General features: G+C 66.9%; 17 protein-coding genes. 9 read left to right on the top strand and 8 right to left on the bottom strand.

Annotated elements, in window-relative coordinates; genetic code table 11:
• Window positions 1-125 precede the first annotated feature (125 nt).
• On the top strand, window positions 126-986 hold the full coding sequence (locus QSJ18_RS01355; RefSeq protein WP_286324379.1) for an alpha/beta fold hydrolase: 861 nt from the start codon (window positions 126-128) through the stop codon (window positions 984-986).
• A 12-nt stretch (window positions 987-998) separates the two neighbouring features.
• On the opposite strand, the gene QSJ18_RS01350 is transcribed toward QSJ18_RS01355, so the two are convergent.
• Together QSJ18_RS01350 and QSJ18_RS01345 are read right to left on the bottom strand one after the other, a co-directional pair.
• Window positions 999-1,586, bottom strand: a complete 588-nt coding sequence (locus QSJ18_RS01350; protein ID WP_286324378.1) for a hypothetical protein — start codon at window positions 1,584-1,586, stop codon at window positions 999-1,001.
• 53 nt (window positions 1,587-1,639) lie between these two features.
• On the bottom strand, window positions 1,640-2,332 hold the full coding sequence (locus QSJ18_RS01345; RefSeq protein ID WP_286324377.1) for a DUF6474 family protein: 693 nt from the start codon (window positions 2,330-2,332) through the stop codon (window positions 1,640-1,642).
• Window positions 2,333-2,419: 87 nt separating this feature from the next.
• Here QSJ18_RS01345 and QSJ18_RS01340 point away from each other — a divergent pair, with 87 nt between their 5' ends.
• Window positions 2,420-4,096 (top strand): TM0106 family RecB-like putative nuclease, encoded by a 1,677-nt coding sequence (locus QSJ18_RS01340; RefSeq protein WP_286324376.1) that lies wholly within the window; start codon window positions 2,420-2,422, stop codon window positions 4,094-4,096.
• Between the two features lie 59 nt (window positions 4,097-4,155).
• Here the strand turns inward: QSJ18_RS01340 and QSJ18_RS01335 are convergent, their stop codons facing one another.
• Window positions 4,156-5,310, bottom strand: coding sequence for a hypothetical protein (locus tag QSJ18_RS01335; RefSeq protein WP_286324375.1), 1,155 nt, complete (start codon window positions 5,308-5,310; stop codon window positions 4,156-4,158).
• A 302-nt stretch (window positions 5,311-5,612) separates the two neighbouring features.
• On the opposite strand from QSJ18_RS01335, the gene QSJ18_RS01330 reads away from it, so the two are divergent.
• Genes QSJ18_RS01330 through QSJ18_RS01320 form a run of 3 tightly spaced genes read left to right on the top strand, consistent with a single transcriptional unit; the run spans window position 5,613 to window position 7,873 of the window.
• A complete protein-coding gene (locus QSJ18_RS01330; RefSeq protein WP_286324374.1) occupies window positions 5,613-6,188 on the top strand; it encodes a helix-turn-helix domain-containing protein in 576 nt (191 codons plus the stop codon).
• 33 nt (window positions 6,189-6,221) lie between these two features.
• Window positions 6,222-6,758, top strand: a complete 537-nt coding sequence (locus QSJ18_RS01325) for a hypothetical protein (protein ID WP_286324373.1) — start codon at window positions 6,222-6,224, stop codon at window positions 6,756-6,758.
• Window positions 6,749-7,873, top strand: coding sequence for an MAB_1171c family putative transporter (locus tag QSJ18_RS01320; RefSeq protein WP_286324372.1), 1,125 nt, complete (start codon window positions 6,749-6,751; stop codon window positions 7,871-7,873). The genes QSJ18_RS01325 and QSJ18_RS01320 overlap by 10 nt, the downstream gene beginning before the upstream one ends.
• A gap of 95 nt (window positions 7,874-7,968) precedes the next feature.
• Here the strand turns inward: QSJ18_RS01320 and QSJ18_RS01315 are convergent, their stop codons facing one another.
• The 3 genes from QSJ18_RS01315 to QSJ18_RS01305 form a co-directional block, all read right to left on the bottom strand.
• Complete coding sequence (locus QSJ18_RS01315; RefSeq protein WP_286324371.1) at window positions 7,969-8,730, bottom strand: SDR family oxidoreductase; 762 nt, start codon at window positions 8,728-8,730, stop codon at window positions 7,969-7,971.
• Window positions 8,731-8,841: 111 nt separating this feature from the next.
• A complete protein-coding gene (locus QSJ18_RS01310; protein WP_286324370.1) occupies window positions 8,842-9,552 on the bottom strand; it encodes a TMEM165/GDT1 family protein in 711 nt (236 codons plus the stop codon).
• Window positions 9,553-9,667: 115 nt separating this feature from the next.
• Window positions 9,668-10,189, bottom strand: coding sequence for a peptidase (locus tag QSJ18_RS01305; protein ID WP_286324369.1), 522 nt, complete (start codon window positions 10,187-10,189; stop codon window positions 9,668-9,670).
• A 230-nt stretch (window positions 10,190-10,419) separates the two neighbouring features.
• Between QSJ18_RS01305 and QSJ18_RS01300 the strand changes: the two genes are divergently transcribed.
• The 3 genes from QSJ18_RS01300 (at window position 10,420) to QSJ18_RS01290 (ending at window position 13,651) form a co-directional block, all read left to right on the top strand.
• Window positions 10,420-12,441: an ABC transporter ATP-binding protein gene (locus tag QSJ18_RS01300; protein ID WP_286324467.1), complete on the top strand. Its 2,022-nt coding sequence runs from the start codon at window positions 10,420-10,422 to the stop codon at window positions 12,439-12,441.
• A complete protein-coding gene (locus QSJ18_RS01295; RefSeq protein WP_286324368.1) occupies window positions 12,438-13,190 on the top strand; it encodes an energy-coupling factor transporter transmembrane component T family protein in 753 nt (250 codons plus the stop codon). The genes QSJ18_RS01300 and QSJ18_RS01295 overlap by 4 nt, the downstream gene beginning before the upstream one ends.
• A gap of 71 nt (window positions 13,191-13,261) precedes the next feature.
• On the top strand, window positions 13,262-13,651 hold the full coding sequence (locus QSJ18_RS01290) for a nuclear transport factor 2 family protein (protein WP_286324367.1): 390 nt from the start codon (window positions 13,262-13,264) through the stop codon (window positions 13,649-13,651).
• On the opposite strand, the gene QSJ18_RS20180 is transcribed toward QSJ18_RS01290, so the two are convergent.
• Window positions 13,575-14,183, bottom strand: a complete 609-nt coding sequence (locus QSJ18_RS20180) for an SIR2 family protein (RefSeq protein ID WP_353507195.1) — start codon at window positions 14,181-14,183, stop codon at window positions 13,575-13,577. The genes QSJ18_RS01290 and QSJ18_RS20180 overlap by 77 nt on opposite strands.
• A 1,020-nt stretch (window positions 14,184-15,203) precedes the next feature.
• On the opposite strand from QSJ18_RS20180, the gene QSJ18_RS01280 reads away from it, so the two are divergent.
• Complete coding sequence (locus QSJ18_RS01280; RefSeq protein ID WP_286324365.1) at window positions 15,204-15,587, top strand: winged helix-turn-helix domain-containing protein; 384 nt, start codon at window positions 15,204-15,206, stop codon at window positions 15,585-15,587.
• Between the two features lie 264 nt (window positions 15,588-15,851).
• Here QSJ18_RS01280 and QSJ18_RS01275 read toward each other — a convergent pair whose 3' ends face one another.
• Complete coding sequence (locus QSJ18_RS01275) at window positions 15,852-16,466, bottom strand: SMI1/KNR4 family protein (RefSeq protein ID WP_286324364.1); 615 nt, start codon at window positions 16,464-16,466, stop codon at window positions 15,852-15,854.

Here is a 16,466-nt window from a genome sequence, read left to right as displayed (position 1 = left end):
CACAATTCCGGCGGACCGGGGATCGAAAGATCTCCGGTCCGCTCGGCGTCGGCAGTATCGTCGGTGCGGGACACCGGCCACCGTGACCGCGGGCCTGGCCGGGTGACAGCACCGGGGAGGCCTTGATGGAACTGGCAGATCGTTACCGCTCGACGCGTGTCACCGAGTTCCGGCGCGCGGGGCTGACCTTCGACGTCATCGACGACGGACCGCTCGACGGCACCCCGGTGCTTCTGCTGCACGGCTTTCCCCAACGCGCATCGTCGTGGGATCAGGTGTCACCGCTCCTGCACGCCCGGGGGCTGCGGACCCTGGCACCCGATCAGCGCGGGTACTCGCCGCGAGCCCGTCCCACCCGACGTCGCGACTATCGTCAGGACGAACTCATCGCCGACGTGCTCACGCTCATCGATGAACTCGGCGTCGATCAGATCGACGCCGTCGGGCACGACTGGGGTGCGGCGATCGCGTGGTCCCTGGCAGGCAACCATCCCGACCGGGTCCGCACGCTCACCGCGCTGTCGGTGCCGCATCCCGGTGCGTTCCTGCGGGCCATGCCGCGTGGTCAGCTCCTCAAATCCTGGTACATGGGCTTCTTCCAGCTGCCGGTGGTGCCCGAGAAGCTGCTGAGCAAGGGACTGGTCAATCCAGACTTCGTCACACGGGCCGGGCTGCCCGCACAGCACGCGAATCGTCTGGCCACCGAGATCGTCGAGTACGGGGCGCTGACCGGCGCTCTGAACTGGTATCGCGGGATGCCGCTCTCCGACCGGCACAGTATCGGGCGCAAGGTGCGCGTACCGACCACCTATGTCTGGAGCGACCGGGACGTCGCGTTGGGCCGTACCGGCGCCGAACTGTGCGCTGGCTGGGTCGACGCCCCTTATGAGTTCATCACCATCTCCGGTGCCACCCATTGGCTTCCCGAGACCAGACCGGCCGAGGTCGCAGAGGCGATCCTCGACCGGGTGCCGACCGACAGCTGACGCGCCGACGGTTCAGCTGCGGCGCCGCCTGCGCAGCACGAGTAGCGCCACCAGCACACCGATGAGGGCGGTGAGGGCGATCGGCACGGTCCGGTCCGGGGTAGGCAACTCGGTAGGTGCCCCGGAACGCAGCTGATGGAAGCTGGCCTGCCGGGAATCGGCCTCCGCGACGGCATCCACCGTTGCCTGTTCGGCCGGCACCGGGTCAGGAGCCGGTGCTGACGGCGGGGTCGGCGGGGCCAGCGGGGTCGGCGTGGCCGGCGTGGCCGGCGGTGCCGGGACCTCCGGCTCCTCGAGTGGGAGCGCCTGCTGACCGTCGTCGGTGGGCGGTGCAGACTTCGGGGGTGCGGTCGACGCCCGACCCGCGGGCCCACCCGGCGCCTTCTTGGCGGGTGCCTTCTTCGCCGGCGCCTGTTTCGCGGCGGCCTTCTTGGCGGGTGCCTTCTTCGCGGGCACCTTCTTCGCGGCGGCCTTCTTGGCGGGTGCCTTCTTCGCCGGAGCCTGTTTCGCGGCGGCCTTCTTGGCCGGGGTGACGGCGTCGGCGGCCGGGGTCGGGGTGTCGCCGGGTTCCGGGGCCGCGGGCTGCTGGGGATCGGTCATCTTTGGTGCGCTCCTCGCATCGATGCTGGGCGGTGAGTAGGGCCGAACGCTGCTCAGGCCCGAACGCCGAGGCGGGCCAACACGTCGGCGTCGATGGCTCCCAACTCGTCATCGATGGACTGGTGAGCGGTACGACGCTGGCCGGCCGGCATGGTCTCGGCGGTCTGCACCGCGACATCCAGGTTGTCGAGCCGCTTGGTCATGGCCGCGATGAATTCCGGCGAATCCGCACTCTGATCGGTGGCGGTCACCTTGCCGAGCGCGGTACGGGTCGTCGCGATGCGTGCCGACAACGACGCACCGTGACCCGAATACTGCCGCAGGACCTCGGGGGACACTCCGGCACGGTTGGCCTGCAGTGCGCTGAGCTGGCCGCGACCAGCCACGGCTGCACGGTAGGCGATCGGGCCGACGATCGGCGCGACCATCCGGGCGACCGTCAGATAACGCTTGACGCTGGCCGGGCTGAACCGGCGCGCATCGGCGGCGACCTTGGCTTCCGTCGCGATCTTCTTGGTCTCGGCCTTGACGACCTTTTCCTGCGACTTCGCGACCTTGGCCGCGGTCTTGCGTTCGGCCTTCAGATCCTTCTTGTGGAACTTCGTCTCGGCCTTGCGGCGGGCCTTCTCCGCCCGCCGCCGGTCCTTCGCCTCGAACTTCGCCTCGAGCTTGGCTTTGGCTTTCAACGCCTTCGCCTCCGCCTTACGTTCCGCGCGGCTCTTTCCGTCGGACGAGAACAAACCCATGCCAAGACCTTTCCCTACCGGCTCGTGGTGCTGGTACAAGCATTACATAAGGTCGATAGGCGACCGTCGCAGACAGAAAGAGGTGGCGTGCCTGCCGTGCCGTTGACGCCGCGTGATCTCGCCGGGTGCGAGCACCGGGTTGCCCTGGACTTTGCGCATCCCGCGCTGGTCGGCGACTTCCCGGAGTCGCCCGGGGTGCAGCGGCGCAAGGAAGCCGCCACCGCCCATCGAGCCGCGGTGCGGAATCTGTTGCGTGGCATTCACAGCGACCACCCGGACGATTTCGTCGTCATCGATTCCGACCAGGGTGCGAGCCGGCGAGCCGACCAGACATTGCGCGCGTGCGCCGACGGGGCCCGGATGATCTGGAATGCGACGTTGCCGACCGACATAGACCACGGCCGGCGCGGGCACGCCGAATTGCTGATCGCCCACGGCGACGGCTACATCCCGGTGATCGTCGTCAACCACCGGGTTTCCCAACCGGCGAAGCCGCGATCGTCGGATGCGGTGCGGCAGGCGACGTTCATGACGAGTCCGCTGTGGGCGTGGTCGCCGAGCCCGGACCCACACCGGACCTCACGCCCCAACCGACGCGACGCACTGCGGCTGGCCCACCTCACCGCGATGCTCATCGAGTTGGGGCTCGCCGCCGGGCCGGACGCCGCCGAACTGCGCGGTGGGGCGATCGGCCTGGACGCGGACTGCATCGTCGTCCATGCGACCGGTGCGATGCTCGACGACTATCAGGAGATCTTGCGGCGTCGGCAGGAGATCGCTGCGCAGGCGATCGCGACCGAACCGCGCAAGATCGGCGAATGTCGGTCCTGTCCGTGGTGGGGGCGCTGCCATCCCGAACTCGTCGAGCGGCGCGACGTCAGTCTGGTGGCGTCGGGAAACCCGGCCGATGTGCTGATCGAGAACGGGATCACCACCATCGATCAGCTCGCTCATCATCGGGGGCCGGCGCCGGAGGGCTGGCCGAGCAATGCGCGCTTCGACGATGCCGTGGTCAACGCGATCGCGTGGATGACCGACACCGAACTCGTACGCCGTGTCGACGTGCCGCAGGTGCGCCGCGCCGACGTCGAGGTGGACGTGGACATGGAGAGCTTCGGCGAGCACGGCGCCTACCTGTGGGGAACTTTGCTGACCGACGTCACGGATCCGGCCCGAGAGGTGGAGTATCGGCCGTTCCTGACCTGGTCGCCGCTGCCCACCCGCGACGAGGCCCGATCCTTTGCCGAGTTCTGGGACTGGCTGATGGCCGAACGTTCCGCAGCCCACGAGTCGGGCAAAACCTTTGCCGCATACTGCTATTCACAGCAAGCGGAGAATCGTTGGCTCCTCGGGTCGGCGGATCGGTTCATCGGCGATCCCGGCATTCCGACGCGTGCCGAGGTGGAGAAGTTCATCGGCTCGGAAGAGTGGGTCGACATCTATGAGGCGGTCGGGAAGAACTTCATCTGCCCGAAAGGTAAGGGGCTCAAGCGTGTTGCCCCGGTCGCCGGATTCTCCTGGCGTGACGACGACGCGGGTGGCGAAGCCTCGATGGAGTGGTACAGCTCCGCGGTCGGACTGGCGGACAAGCCCGTGGACCTCACCCAGCGAGTCCGGCTGCTGGAGTACAACGAGGACGATGTGCGGGCCACCAAGGTTCTCCGCGAGTGGATGACCGACGGGGCGGCCACCCAGGTTCCGCACGAACGGGATCTGCTCGCCTTCCGCGACGGTGGCCCGCCGCCGACAGGTTCCCACGCCTGATCCCGCGCGCGTCGCGAGATCGGGCACCGGCATCGGCCGTGCCGCCGGCGACCGATCGATCAGGAGCGCATGGACCGCAGGGCGTCGAGGAATGATCCGCTGCCCAATAGAGCCACCGCGCCGAGCATCAGTAGACCGCCGGGGGCAATGCCGATGACGAAGTCGCGTAGACCGCCCATCCGGTCGGTCGACGTGCCCGGGGCCGGATGGGCGGCGGGCAACGCCATGACCGCGGCCGCCTCGGGTGCCGCTACCGGAGAGTTGGCTTCGGGGGCCGACGTGGCAGCCGGGACTCGCGGTACCGACAACGTGGCGCCGCCACCTGCGCCTGCTCCTCCGGTGCCGCCGCCGGAAGGTGATGCGCCTCCGGTTCCCGGTGCGCCCCCGCCGCCGGGGGTCCCGCCGCCGGGAGCGGCCACCGCCGGAACCCGGTCGGGCGACGAGTCGGGGCCGGAGTCGTCGGTGCCGTCGCTGTCGTGGTCCGGGGTGGTCGTGGTGGTCTCCGGGTGAACCGGCGGCCGATAGGTGAACCGCGGCGGGCGCGGAGTGTTCGCGCTGGTCGGGGAAGTTTCGGAAGTCTCGGTCGGGGTGGTGGGTTCGGTCGGGACAGTCGGCTCGGTGGGCGTCGGATGCGAGTGGGGGAGTCCGCCGCCGTGTCCGCCGTGTCCGTGTCCGTGACCGCCGTGTCCGTGCCCCCCGTGGTGGTGGCCGGTCCCACGGCCGCTGGTACCCGGGTCGGGGCGCTCGGTCCCACCGGTCGGATCGGACCCGGCGTCGTCGTTCTGGCCGGTGCCGTCGGTGTCGGGGGTGTTGTCGTCGGTGTTCGTGTCGTCGTTCTGGCTGTCGCTGTCGCTGTCGCTGTCGTTCTCGCTGTCGCCCTGGCGACCGGTTCCGCCGGTGCTGCCACCGTCACCGTGTCTTCCTTCGCGATCGCGCGTTCCCTCCCGGTCACCGCTGCGTCCGTTGCCGTCACCCCGGCTGGTGCCGTCACCCCGGCTGGTGCCGTCACCCTGGTCGCTGCCCTCGCCCTGGTCGCTGCCCTCACCGGAACCCGAGCCGCTGCTGCTGTGGTCGCCGCCGCCCGACTCGCCCGGTTCAGACGATCCGATGCCGGCGGCCAGCGTGAGCGCGATGAGTGCGATCACCGCCGCGAGTGCGGCGAGCAGCCGTGGGCGTCGGCTGGTCCGCGTGCGGGTGCTCGCGCGGTGCTTCATCGGTCTCCCTAGGGGTACGCTGAGGTGCTGGGGGATGAACTCGGGGGTCGTGCGTTGTGGCCTGTGTTCTGAAGTTATTTACCGGATCGACAGCCGTTGTTAAACAGCGTGAACCGGGTCATTCACCGAAGAGCTGAAAAAGTGTGAACAATGCCACACCTCGGATCGTTACAGCATTGCCACAGGTGGCACGCATTGGTCCTGAATGTCGGGTACGTTCTGAGCGTACCTAGCGTTGCATTGGGGATGCATTGCGGGCTTTAATGTTTGCAAGATCAAATTCTGGGTTCGGAGATTTTGTCATGACCACTGGAGGAATGGAAAACCCGATGGGTGATGCATGCGCCGCCGACTCGGACCGATCCGGTCGCCTCGACACCGTCGACCCGGGTCTGTTCGCCCGACGACTTGAGGAACTGTTCCGTACCGTCCCCGGCCCCAATGGCCGTGCCTACAGTGCCAAGGCGATCGCACAGCGGTCCACCGAGCGCGGCTTCCGGCTCGGCGAGTCGTACCTGAGCCAGTTGCGCTCCGGGAAGGCCAAGTCGCCGTCGTTCCGTACGGTCGAGGGGATTGCCGCCGCCTTCGGAGTCGACGTCCACTACTTCCTGGAAGATCGCCAGGCCCAGCGCACCCGCGACGAGATCGATCTCATGCGTTTGCAGGCCGACACCAACGTCCAATTGGCTGCCTTCCGCCTCGCCGGGCTGTCCAGCGATTCGGTGACCGTCGTCAACGAGCTGATCAAGGTGCTACGCGTGCAGCAGGGACTGCCGACGGATCCGCCGGACGTCGTCGCCGCGGGCCTCGGCACCGAGGACAAGCAGGCCGATTCCCGTCTGCGTGTCGTCGGCGGAAACCCGTCGCACGAAGGCTGACCGCAGCGAGGCAGGGACTGATCCGCATACTTCATGCGTCGTCGTAGTGAACGTGCGCTCCGTGCGCTGTGTCGGGACACCTTGCGTGGGCTCGAGCTCGATCTTCCGCTCGACGTGACGCAACTGTGTGATCGCTATGGCGAACGTCGAGGCCGTCCGATCCGCCTGATCGCCCACCCGCTTCCCGTCGGGGTGCCCAACGGCATCTGGCTGGCGGCCGAGGACGGCGACTACTTCTTTCATCAGGCCAACACGTCGAAGCTCCACCGCGACCAGATAGTCATCCACGAATTCGGTCATCTCATCGCCGGGCACCAGGTACTCGGCGACATCGGTGATCTGTCCGCCGCGGTGGCCGCGGGTGGTGCCGGCGGGCCCGGCGACGATGAATCCGAGGCCGCGCTGCGTCGCACCTGCTACTCCGACGACCGGGAGTGGGAAGCCGAGATGCTGGCCTCCATGATCCTGAGCTGGGCAGAAGATGCCACCACCGCGGTCGGGTCCACTTCCGACGACGGTGAACTCCGAGGCCTCCAGAAACTGCTCGGCGGCCATCGGGGATGGTTGTAGGGGTGACGGTCAGTGTCGGCATCATCAACACGATGGCGCTCGTGGTGTTCGCGATCGCGCTGTGCTGGCGGCTGGATCAGATTCGCCGCAATGGGTGGGGTCTGCAGCCGCTGGCGATGACCGTGGCGATCGCCGCGCTCACCCTCTCTTTCGTGGTGGCCGACGACTCGGTGACCGACGCGATGGAGGCCGCGTTCACGGGCGCCTCCCGGGTGGTGTTCTATGCGCTGCTCGCAGTCGCGGTGGCCGCCCTGGTGGTGGTGTTCTTCTTCCCGGGACCTGAGGTGTCCCGGGAGAGACGTGCGGGACTGGAGGCGTTGCCGCTGGTCGTCGCCCTGGTCGGGCTGCAGGTCACCATGCTGGTCATCCCGGTGGAGATACGTACCGCGTCGATCAGCGAGTGGACCGCGCGCAATTGGAGTTTCGCGCTGTTCTTCCTCATCGCCTGCGGCTACCTCAGTTACGGCTTCGTCGCCTGTGTGCGCAGCGTGTATCGCTTCTTCCAGGCCGCCGACGGCTATCTACGCACGTCGCTCGGGCTACTGGTGCTGGGATTGGGGCTGCTCGCGGTCGGCTCGCTGGCACAGATCTGCTTCGTGCTGGTGTCGATGGGCGATCTCGCGCGGATGCCGTGGCTGCTGACCACCAGCCGGATCCTGACGGTCCTCGGCGTGGTGGCGTTCCTGTTCGGTATCAGCTATCCGATGGTGCACAGCCGGATCGCGGCCGCCATGGCCAACCGTCGTCGTCGGCGCATGGACACCGACCTGATTCCGCTGTGGCGACTGGTCACCGAGGCGGTCCCCGAAGTTGTGCTGCCGAATCCGGGGATCCTGGTACCCACCACCCGGCTGCACCGGCGGGTCGTCGAGACTCGTGACGCACTCACCCAGATCAGTCCGTTCCTGCCGCGGCTGTTCGAATACGCCGACGTCGACGTGCAGGCCCGACTACTCAAGCGGGCCGTCGAGGAGTATCGCGAGGCCGCCGAGATCAAGGGTGCCGTGTGGGATGTGGTTCCCGACGATGGGGCCGGGCTCGAAGCGGACGCCGAACCGTTGCGCCGACTCTCCCAGGCTGTCGCCGCCGAAGAATTCGGCCTGGCCCAGCGCTGACACGACCCGTGTACTGACGAACGGCCTGCCGGCTTTGGGTGCCGGGCAGGCCGTTCGTCATCTGGGGCGCGTCGACGTCGGGTCGGAGCCGAGGATCAGCGCGGTGCCATGCGGATTGCGCCGTCCATGCGGATGGTTTCGCCGTTGATGTAGTTGTGGGTGGCGATGAACTCCGCGAGCTGGGCGTATTCGTCGGGCTCGCCGAGTCGCTGCGGGAACGGGATGGCCTCGGCCAGGGTCTTCTGGAACTCGGGGGTCACACCGGCCAGCATCGGGGTGCTGATGGTTCCGGGTGCGATGGTGTTGACCCGGATGCCGACGCGCGCGAGGTCGCGGGCGGCGGAGATGGTCATCGCGTGGACGCCACCCTTGGACGCGGCGTAGGCGATCTGGCCGATCTGGCCCTCGAAGGCTGCGACCGATGCGGTGTTGATGATGACGCCGCGCTGTCCGTCGCCGTCGATGGTGGGCTCTTCGGCGATGCGGGCGGCAGCTAGACGCATCACGTTGAAGGTGCCGACGAGGTTGATGCTGATGACCTTCTGGAACAGGTCCAGCTCATGCGGCCCATTCTTGCCCAGGATGCGGGCGGCCCAGCCGACACCGGCGCAGTTGACCGCGACGCGCAGCGGTGCGCCACCGTCGACGATGGTGTCGATCGCGGCCTTGACGTCGATCTCGCTGGTGACGTCGGCGGGCAGCAGGGTGACGCCGGGAACCGGGGCGGCCTTGTCGATGGACGGCTGGAGATCGAGGCCGTAGACCTGTGCGCCGGCGGCGGCGAAGCGGCGGGCGGTGGCCGCGCCGAGGCCGGAGGCGGCGCCGGTGACCAGTACGGATGAGCCGGAAACGTCCATGAGTCCTGTGCGTCCTTTCGGGGGAGGGAGCAGCGCCCGGCACCGGATGCGGTGCCGGAACTCCTTCACGATAAACACTGCGGGGGTGGTGACCGCAGGAGACCCCCGTGATTACCGAACGATCGGTCGGGGGTTGTCCTCGTGGTGATCGACACTCCGCGCACCTTGGCGGGTACGGCGGATGTACACGGCCCCGATACCGATCAGGGCGACGACGGCGGCGAGGGTGGCGACGATCGTGCCGATGGCAGCGTCGGCGAGCCCGTGGTAGAGCAACCAGGCCGCGAAGCCGAAGAACAGGACGGCCGCACCGATCGCGATGGTGCGCTCGGGCAGGTGTTTGCCGAGTAGTGCGCCCACTGCGATGGCCAGCGCATCGGCGGCGACCATGCCCAGCGTCGAACCGATCCACACACCCAGCCAGTCGTGGTCGGCGGCGAGGGTGATGGTGAACAACATCGTCTTGTCGCCGAGTTCGGCGAGGAAGAACGACGACATCACCGCGAAGAACACCGACGCGCCGACCCGGGTGGCCCGCGCCGATTCGTCCTCGGTGAGGTCGTCGCCACGCAGTGTCCACAGCGCGAAGACGATCATCGCGAGACCGGCGACGACGGACATGGCGTCACCGGGGAGGGATAGCCCCAGGAAGTGGCCGAAGAACACCGACGCCGCGTGCACTGCGGTGGTTGCCACGGTGATCGCGAGGAGGACGATCCACCAGCGGTAGCGCAGGGCGTACGTCATGGCCATCAGCTGCGATTTGTCGCCGAGTTCGGCGACGAAGATGGCGCCGAAACTCAGGAGCAGGGCAGCGATCACATGGCCAGGTTAGTGAGGCCTTCATTGTTCGTGCAACACGTCGCGGACCCTTATTTCCGCAGGTAGGGGGCACAAAATCTAGAGTTAGGGCACCCTGAAAACAGGTGTGGGGTCACTATGCTGCGAGAAGCATGGCGAGCACCGCGGTGTCCGGGTCGGCGTTGGGGTCGATGCCGACCTCGTTGCGGAGGTTGACGACGGTTCCGTCGGCTTCGGCCTCGGCCCATCCGGCCCGATGTTCCAGGCCGAGTTCGGGGAGTCCGGGCAGCAACACACAGCCCGATGCGACATCGGCGCATTCGGGGAGCGACGGCCGGGTTTGTGACGGCGGATGCAGCATCAGCAGCGCGGGTGGGTTGGTCAGGAAGCGGCCCGCCTCGACGAAGCTGTCGTCGACGACGTTGCCGACCGCGAGCATCATGCCCACCGCATCGGGTTCGGCGTTCTCGGGGCGATCTTCGACGACCCCGAAGATGGTCGTGGTGGGGAGAAAGCCGGGCCGGCAGGCGATACGCACCGACGCCACCAGGGTCTGCGTCCACTCCAGGGTCGAGGCGGGCCAGCGGCCGGAGATCAGGATGCCATTGAGCTGTCCGTCGTGATGGAACGGCGTGAGGCCGATCGGGATCGACTGCATGGCGAACTCCCTTCACACATCGGTCTCTCAACCATCGGTCTCGACATCGTCGAAAACCCGTGTGGGACAGAATATGCCCCGCATTGGTGACGTCGACAACTCGAAACACCGTGTTGTGATGCTTCTTTAACACGACGTAATTCACCCGATCGAGTGCACGACGCGACAGCGGCCCCGCCGCCGACACCAGGCACACTGGACGGGTGAAGAACTCGCCACCCCTGCGGCCGATGGAGATTGCGTCCATCGCCATTTTCGGTGGTCTGACGGTCGCCCTCGTGGTGATCGCCGCGGTCATCCCGCTCGCTCAGGCGGCCGGTCTGCTCGCGCCGGTGCCGTTGGCCCTGGTCGCCGCGCGCACCCGACCCCGTGCCCTGATCACCGCGACGGTCGCATCCACCGCCGTCGCCTTCGCGATGGCGGGTACCGGTGCGCTGGCGACGGTGATCGGGTCCGCGCTGATCGGCGGCATCGTCGGGGACATCAAACGTCGCCACCGTGGCCTGGGCTCACTCACCGTGGCCACCCTGGTCGCCGCGCCGATCATCGGCGGGATCTCGGTACTCGCGCTGCTGATCCTCAAACCGCTGCGTGAACTGGCCATCGAGGCGATGACCAACACCCTGGGCGGCGTGGCCAAGTGGCTGCACAAGTGGGAGCCGGCCAACGGGCTGGGCAATCTGCTCGACTCGATGAGCACCAGCATCAACGACTACTGGTGGGCGTGGATCTGGGTGTCGGGGACAGTGGGCACGGTGATGTCGCTGTATGTCGCGTGGTGGATCCTCGGCGGGGTGATCACCCGGCTGGAGAGTGTGCCGAGTGAGGACACTCTTGCCGGGGAGGTTGTCGACGAGAACGCGCACGTCGCGCCGCTGCCGTTGCGCGCCGTCGGTGTGGGGTTCGCCTACCGGCCGGGTGCGCGGCAGATCTTGCATGACATCGACCTGACCATCGGGGCGGGCGAGTTCGTCGCGATCGTCGGGGCGAACGGTTCGGGTAAGTCGACGTTGGCCAAGTTGCTCGCGGGCCGCGAGCCGACTGTCGGGTCCCTGACTCGACCGGGGCTTCCCGGGTTGGGGCAGCGCGGCGGTACCGCGCTGGTCCTGCAGCGACCGGAGACCCAGATGCTGGGTTCGCGTGTCGCCGACGACGTGGTGTGGGGCCTTCCCGCCGACGCCGAGGTCGACGTCGAGGCGCTGCTCGCCGAAGTCGGGCTGGCCGGACTGGGCGGCCGCGAGACCTCCGATCTTTCCGGCGGTCAGCAGCAGCGGCTGGCGATCGCCGCCGCGCTGGCCCGCGACCCCGCACTGCTCATCGCCGACGAGGTGACCTCGATGGTCGACCCCGACGGCAGGGGGCAGCTGCTCGATCTGCTGGCCGGACTGCCGGGACGTCGAGGGATCACCGTCGTCCTGATCACGCATCGGGCCAACGAGGCCGCGGCGGCGGACCGGGTGATCGCGCTGGCCGACGGTCGTGTGGTGCCGCCGGAGACGTCGTGGATGCCCGCGCAGGCATCGTCTGCCCTCGCCGATCCCCCGCCTGTCGACCTGTCGAGTGACAGTGGGCGCCGCGTGCCGAGCCGATCGCCGCTCCTGGTGCTCGACCATATCGGCCACGCCCATCTGCCGGGATCACCGTGGGAGGTGCGCGCTCTGACCGATGTCTCGCTGACGGTGCATCGAGGCGACGGATTGCTGATCGTGGGTGGCAACGGGTCGGGCAAGACGACGCTGGCGTGGATCATGGCCGGACTCATCGAACCTGGTTCGGGGACTTGTCTGCTCGACGGTTCGCCGGTGGCCGGGCAGGTCGGCGCGGTCGGTCTCGGTTTTCAGCACGCCCGGTTGCAGTTGCAGAAGACGACGGTCGCCGACGAGATCATGGCGGCCGGTGGCGAGAAGGTCGGTACCGCCGAGGTGGCGCGAGTCCTCGAACTCGTCGGGCTGTCCCGTGCGATGGCCACGACCGGTGTCGACGCGTTGTCCGGCGGACAGATGCGCCGGGTGGTGCTGGCCGGCCTGATCGCGCGGCGGCCGCAGATCCTGGTCCTCGACGAACCGCTCGCCGGACTCGATCCGTATGCGCGCGACGAGATCGTCGACCTGCTCGCACTACTGCGCAGTCAGGGGCAGACGATTGTGATCATCTCGCACGACTTCGAATCCTTGGACAAGGTCTGCGACCGGCGGGTCGAACTGGTCGACGGCCGGCTCGTCGACGGTGAGCTGATCGGGGGTGTGCGATGACGATGAGAACCGTTCCGCTGCGGCAGGTACCCGGCAATTCCTACGTCCATCGGTTGTGGGCCGGCACCAAACTGTTGATCGTGTTGATCCTGGGCGTGATGACGTGGGCGTTGCCGTCGTGGCCCGCACTCGGGATGGTGGCGGCGATCGTGCTGGTGACCGCGTTGGTCGCGGGGATCCCGCTGGGCGCGATCCCCCGTCCGCCGTGGTGGTTCTGGGGCCTGATCGTGCTGGGCACCGCCATCAACGCCTCCTTCGCCGGACTGCCTGCGGCGTTGGTGTTCCTGCGCGCGATCGTCCTCGGTCTGGTTTTGGTCGCCAGCTCGATCCTGGTCATCTGGACCACCCCGATGGCCGAGGTGGCGCCCGCATTGGCGACGCTGATGCGACCGCTGCGCATCCTGCGACTGCCGGTCGATGAATGGGCGGTGTCGATCGCCCTGACCCTGCGTGGTCTGCCACTGCTCATCGAGGAGTTGCGGATGCTGCGGGCGGCTCACCGTCTGCGCCCGACGACGAAGGGGCGCAGCGATCATCCGTCCGCGGAGATGGGCTTGATGGACATGATCACCGCGGCGATGTCGTCGGCGTTGCGGCGCAGCGCGGAGATGGCCGAGGCGATCACCGCCCGCGGTGGTACCGGCCGGTTAACCGCCTATGTGTCGCGGCCGGGCCGGATCGATGCGGTTGCCCTGGGTGTCGTCTGTGTGGCGTGCGCGGCCGCGATCACGGGCACGGTACTCCTCTGACCCTGGTGGGTGACGGGAGTCACGTGTTACCTTCGATTAGAACACGTTCTAATTCTGAGGGGATTGTGCGCATGACCGTTGACCAGGTGAATCTCGCCGAGAAGATCGATGCTGCCGTCGAGGCCTACATCGAGTACCTGAACTCGGGGACCGCCGAACAGATCGCCGATCTGTACGCCGCAGGCGCCACCGTGGAGGATCCGATCGGCGCCGATATCCGCGACACCCGGGAGCAACTCATCGAGTTCTACTCGGTCATCACCAACATGGACGAGCGGATCGCGACGCTGGCCTGGAAGAAGATCGCAGGCGACACTGCTGTTTTCGAGTTCACCCTGGTCACCGGAACCGCCGGGATGCGATTCGAGATCACCCCGGTCGACATCATGGTCTTCGACGCCGACGGCAAGATCTCCTCGATGCGCGCCGTCTGGCAGCCGAGCGACCTCGTTCAGCTCTGATCCCCGGCCTGTCCGCCCTTCCTCGATACGATCGGCGACCACCGCTGGTGTCAGCGGGTGACTGACGTGCACCGCGAGCGCGCATTGCTGCCACCGCGTCAGCGAGTCGGGTGAAGGCGTCGTCGGCGGTCCCTTCCAGTAGGGTCGCACCGATCACTGTGGCGATAGATGCAGCCTTTCCGCTGAGGGGGTGGGGACTGACCCAGCCCGCTGGGTAGAACTGTCGGTGTTCACGATGCAGTGTCTCCCGCAGCGCATGGTCATGTTCGGCTGACCATCCTGCGACGAGCAGCCCGTGGTTGGACACGATCTGATTCAGCAGTGCCTGCATGTGGTCGCCGTACTGCGACAATTCGGTGCTGGTGTTCAGCATCGATTCGGCGTTCCGGTATTCGCCATGGAGATGGACGACGACACAGTCCTCGATCGTCTGCAACGGCGGCACACCAGCGGCCTGCGCTTGCGTGGACACGATCCGCGGCTCGATACCCACCTCGCGCAGCGCGACCTCGAAGAGGTGGTCAAAGTTCATCGTGACGACCACCCTGATGACTCCGCCTGCCACCAGTCGGGCCACCGCCCGGTGGGCGGCTGACGGGACCTGTGCCGCCTCGCAGAATCCACGCAGAACGTCCTCTCGGCCCTGCCGGGTGGGCGCAACCTTCTCGAGGATGCCGCTGTAGGTGAGTTCGGTCCCGAAAGTGTCGCTGAACCAGCGCTCGACGTTCGACGCATCGATGTTGTCGGCTGCCGTCTGATCGCCCCTCAGCCGGCACAACTGTCTCGCGACGTCGACGACGATGTCCCACGCAGTCGGTAAGTCCGCACCGCGTGACACTCCAGCACCCGCGACAACCGCGTAGGCCCGCGGGGATGAGTACAAGGAGAAAGCCAGTGGGATGAACGCATCGTCAAAACGGGCCCTTACGCAGTCATACAGGGAACTCTACGGAGGGCGCCGCCTGATCGAGGTCTATCACCAGCTCAAGGTGGCCACTTTAGGCGGGCGAGGTCGTACGCCGTCGCGGTGGCTTGGGGCCTACGACATCAGCGAGGCGTCGAGCTGTTCGCGGACACGACGGATTGCTCGGCAACGGCACCACGCAGTTGATCACTCCTGCGACCCCTTTCGTCGGGCACAGATCCAACTTCGCACTCGCCCGGTTTCGACAGAAGCTCAGTGCCGGAGTCCATCTCACCGATCGAACGACCTACCGCTTCGATCGTGCCGGGCGCGAAGGAGATCATCACGCCCCGATCTCAGGGCTACAAATGCGGCGGGCAGCGCCCCACCAGGGACACCGACGACTCTGCCCGACACCGACCCGCCACCACAACTCGCCTTCCTAGCTACAACCGAGAATCGCTGGCGTTCGCGGGTGCGGCGGATCGCCCCTATCCAAGCCAATGCAGCAGAGGTATACGCTTCGCATAGGAGGTGGTTACGGTACCGAGTTGGACTGACTCCCGCCATCTTTCACGTGACGCCCTCGATCGAGCCCTGCGTGAAGCTGCGGCGCGTCGCAGGCTTGCCATCCGACGGGAACGTATTGTGATCGTCGACGCCGCGCTAGCTGGTCTGCCACGCACGCTTATCGCTCGCCTGATCGGGGTGTCCGAACCCGACGTCAGCCGCACCCTGGCCAGTGACAAGGCCGCCCACGACGGGAACCTGCACCCGCTGAGTCTGACACCGCTCGACGTAATCGACCAGCGTGACGCTGGCGAGATCGACAGCACGCTCATGATGGAGCGGTTGCGGAAGATCTCCTACACCAACGGTCACGTCCCCATGGTCGCTGGCATGCCCACTGATGCGTACGTGCGCGGAAGCTGGGACGACATCGAGTTCGCCTTCCAACAGGACAAACTCACATTTGACGAGTACTCCGCCCTGTTCGAAGCCCATCGACAACAGCTGAAGTCGGCGCTTTGAATGTGTCGGCGCGGCTGAGATTCTTCCGCAACTCATCTGGTGCTGGTATCCCCCCATCGCACCCCAACTACACGCTGTTGGGTGACGACACGCAACAACCGGCGCCGAGGCCGGTGGTCCAGGGGCAGTAGCCCGAGGAAGCGGCCGGCAGCCATCCGGACAGTTGGTGAGCCGGGTTTCGCGTACCCGAGGCGCGCCCGATTCCGGGCTAAGGTACACAAGTCGCGGCCCGGCGGAAGATGCCCGGCCGACATGTCTGGCCACTCACCACCACGGGCCTTGCGACGCAAGACGTTTCAGTGTTGCACGGTCGTCGTCGATGCACCAGGCGATGTAGCCGGCGAGGTCCGGGAAACCTCGTCTCGGTTGGACACAGTCCGAGTAGATCCGTTGGGATGGGACGGCGTTACGCGATGATGCCGCGTGGGCGAGGACCTGGCCTGTGCTGTCCTCTCCTTCGGCAATCGGGTAGAGCCAACGCCAGTCGTCGAGTCCTTCTGGGAGGCTGGCATCGCCGCCGCCGCTGGGCGTTGATTGTTCCCACCCGGCGTTTCGGTTGATTAGCCGTTGGGCCCAGCTTCCCGGTTCTGGGTACGTTTCGAATTGAAACTGTTCGGTCCCGAGTGGTGTGATGCCGTCGCCGAGGTCTTCGGTGGAGAGGAGCGAGTTGAAGCCGTGCTGTTCTGTCCATCCGTTGGTGATCAGGAGCAGTTCGCGGTGCTGATCGGTCAGCGGGGTGCCCAGACGATCCTCGGCTGCGCGGATCTGGTCCTCCGACGCCGGAGCGTGCTGTGCGGCCGGATCATACGGATACCCTGCGTCGATGAGCTTTTGGTGGATGTCGAGTTGCGCGTCGATCAAGTTCTGCCAGTCTGTCAT

The organism is Gordonia heveisoli (assembly GCF_030315745.1).
Taxonomy (GTDB): Bacteria; Actinomycetota; Actinomycetes; order Mycobacteriales; family Mycobacteriaceae; genus Gordonia.
The sequence above is the reverse complement of the archived record's forward strand: the minus strand, read 5'-3'. Positions and strand labels throughout refer to the sequence as shown.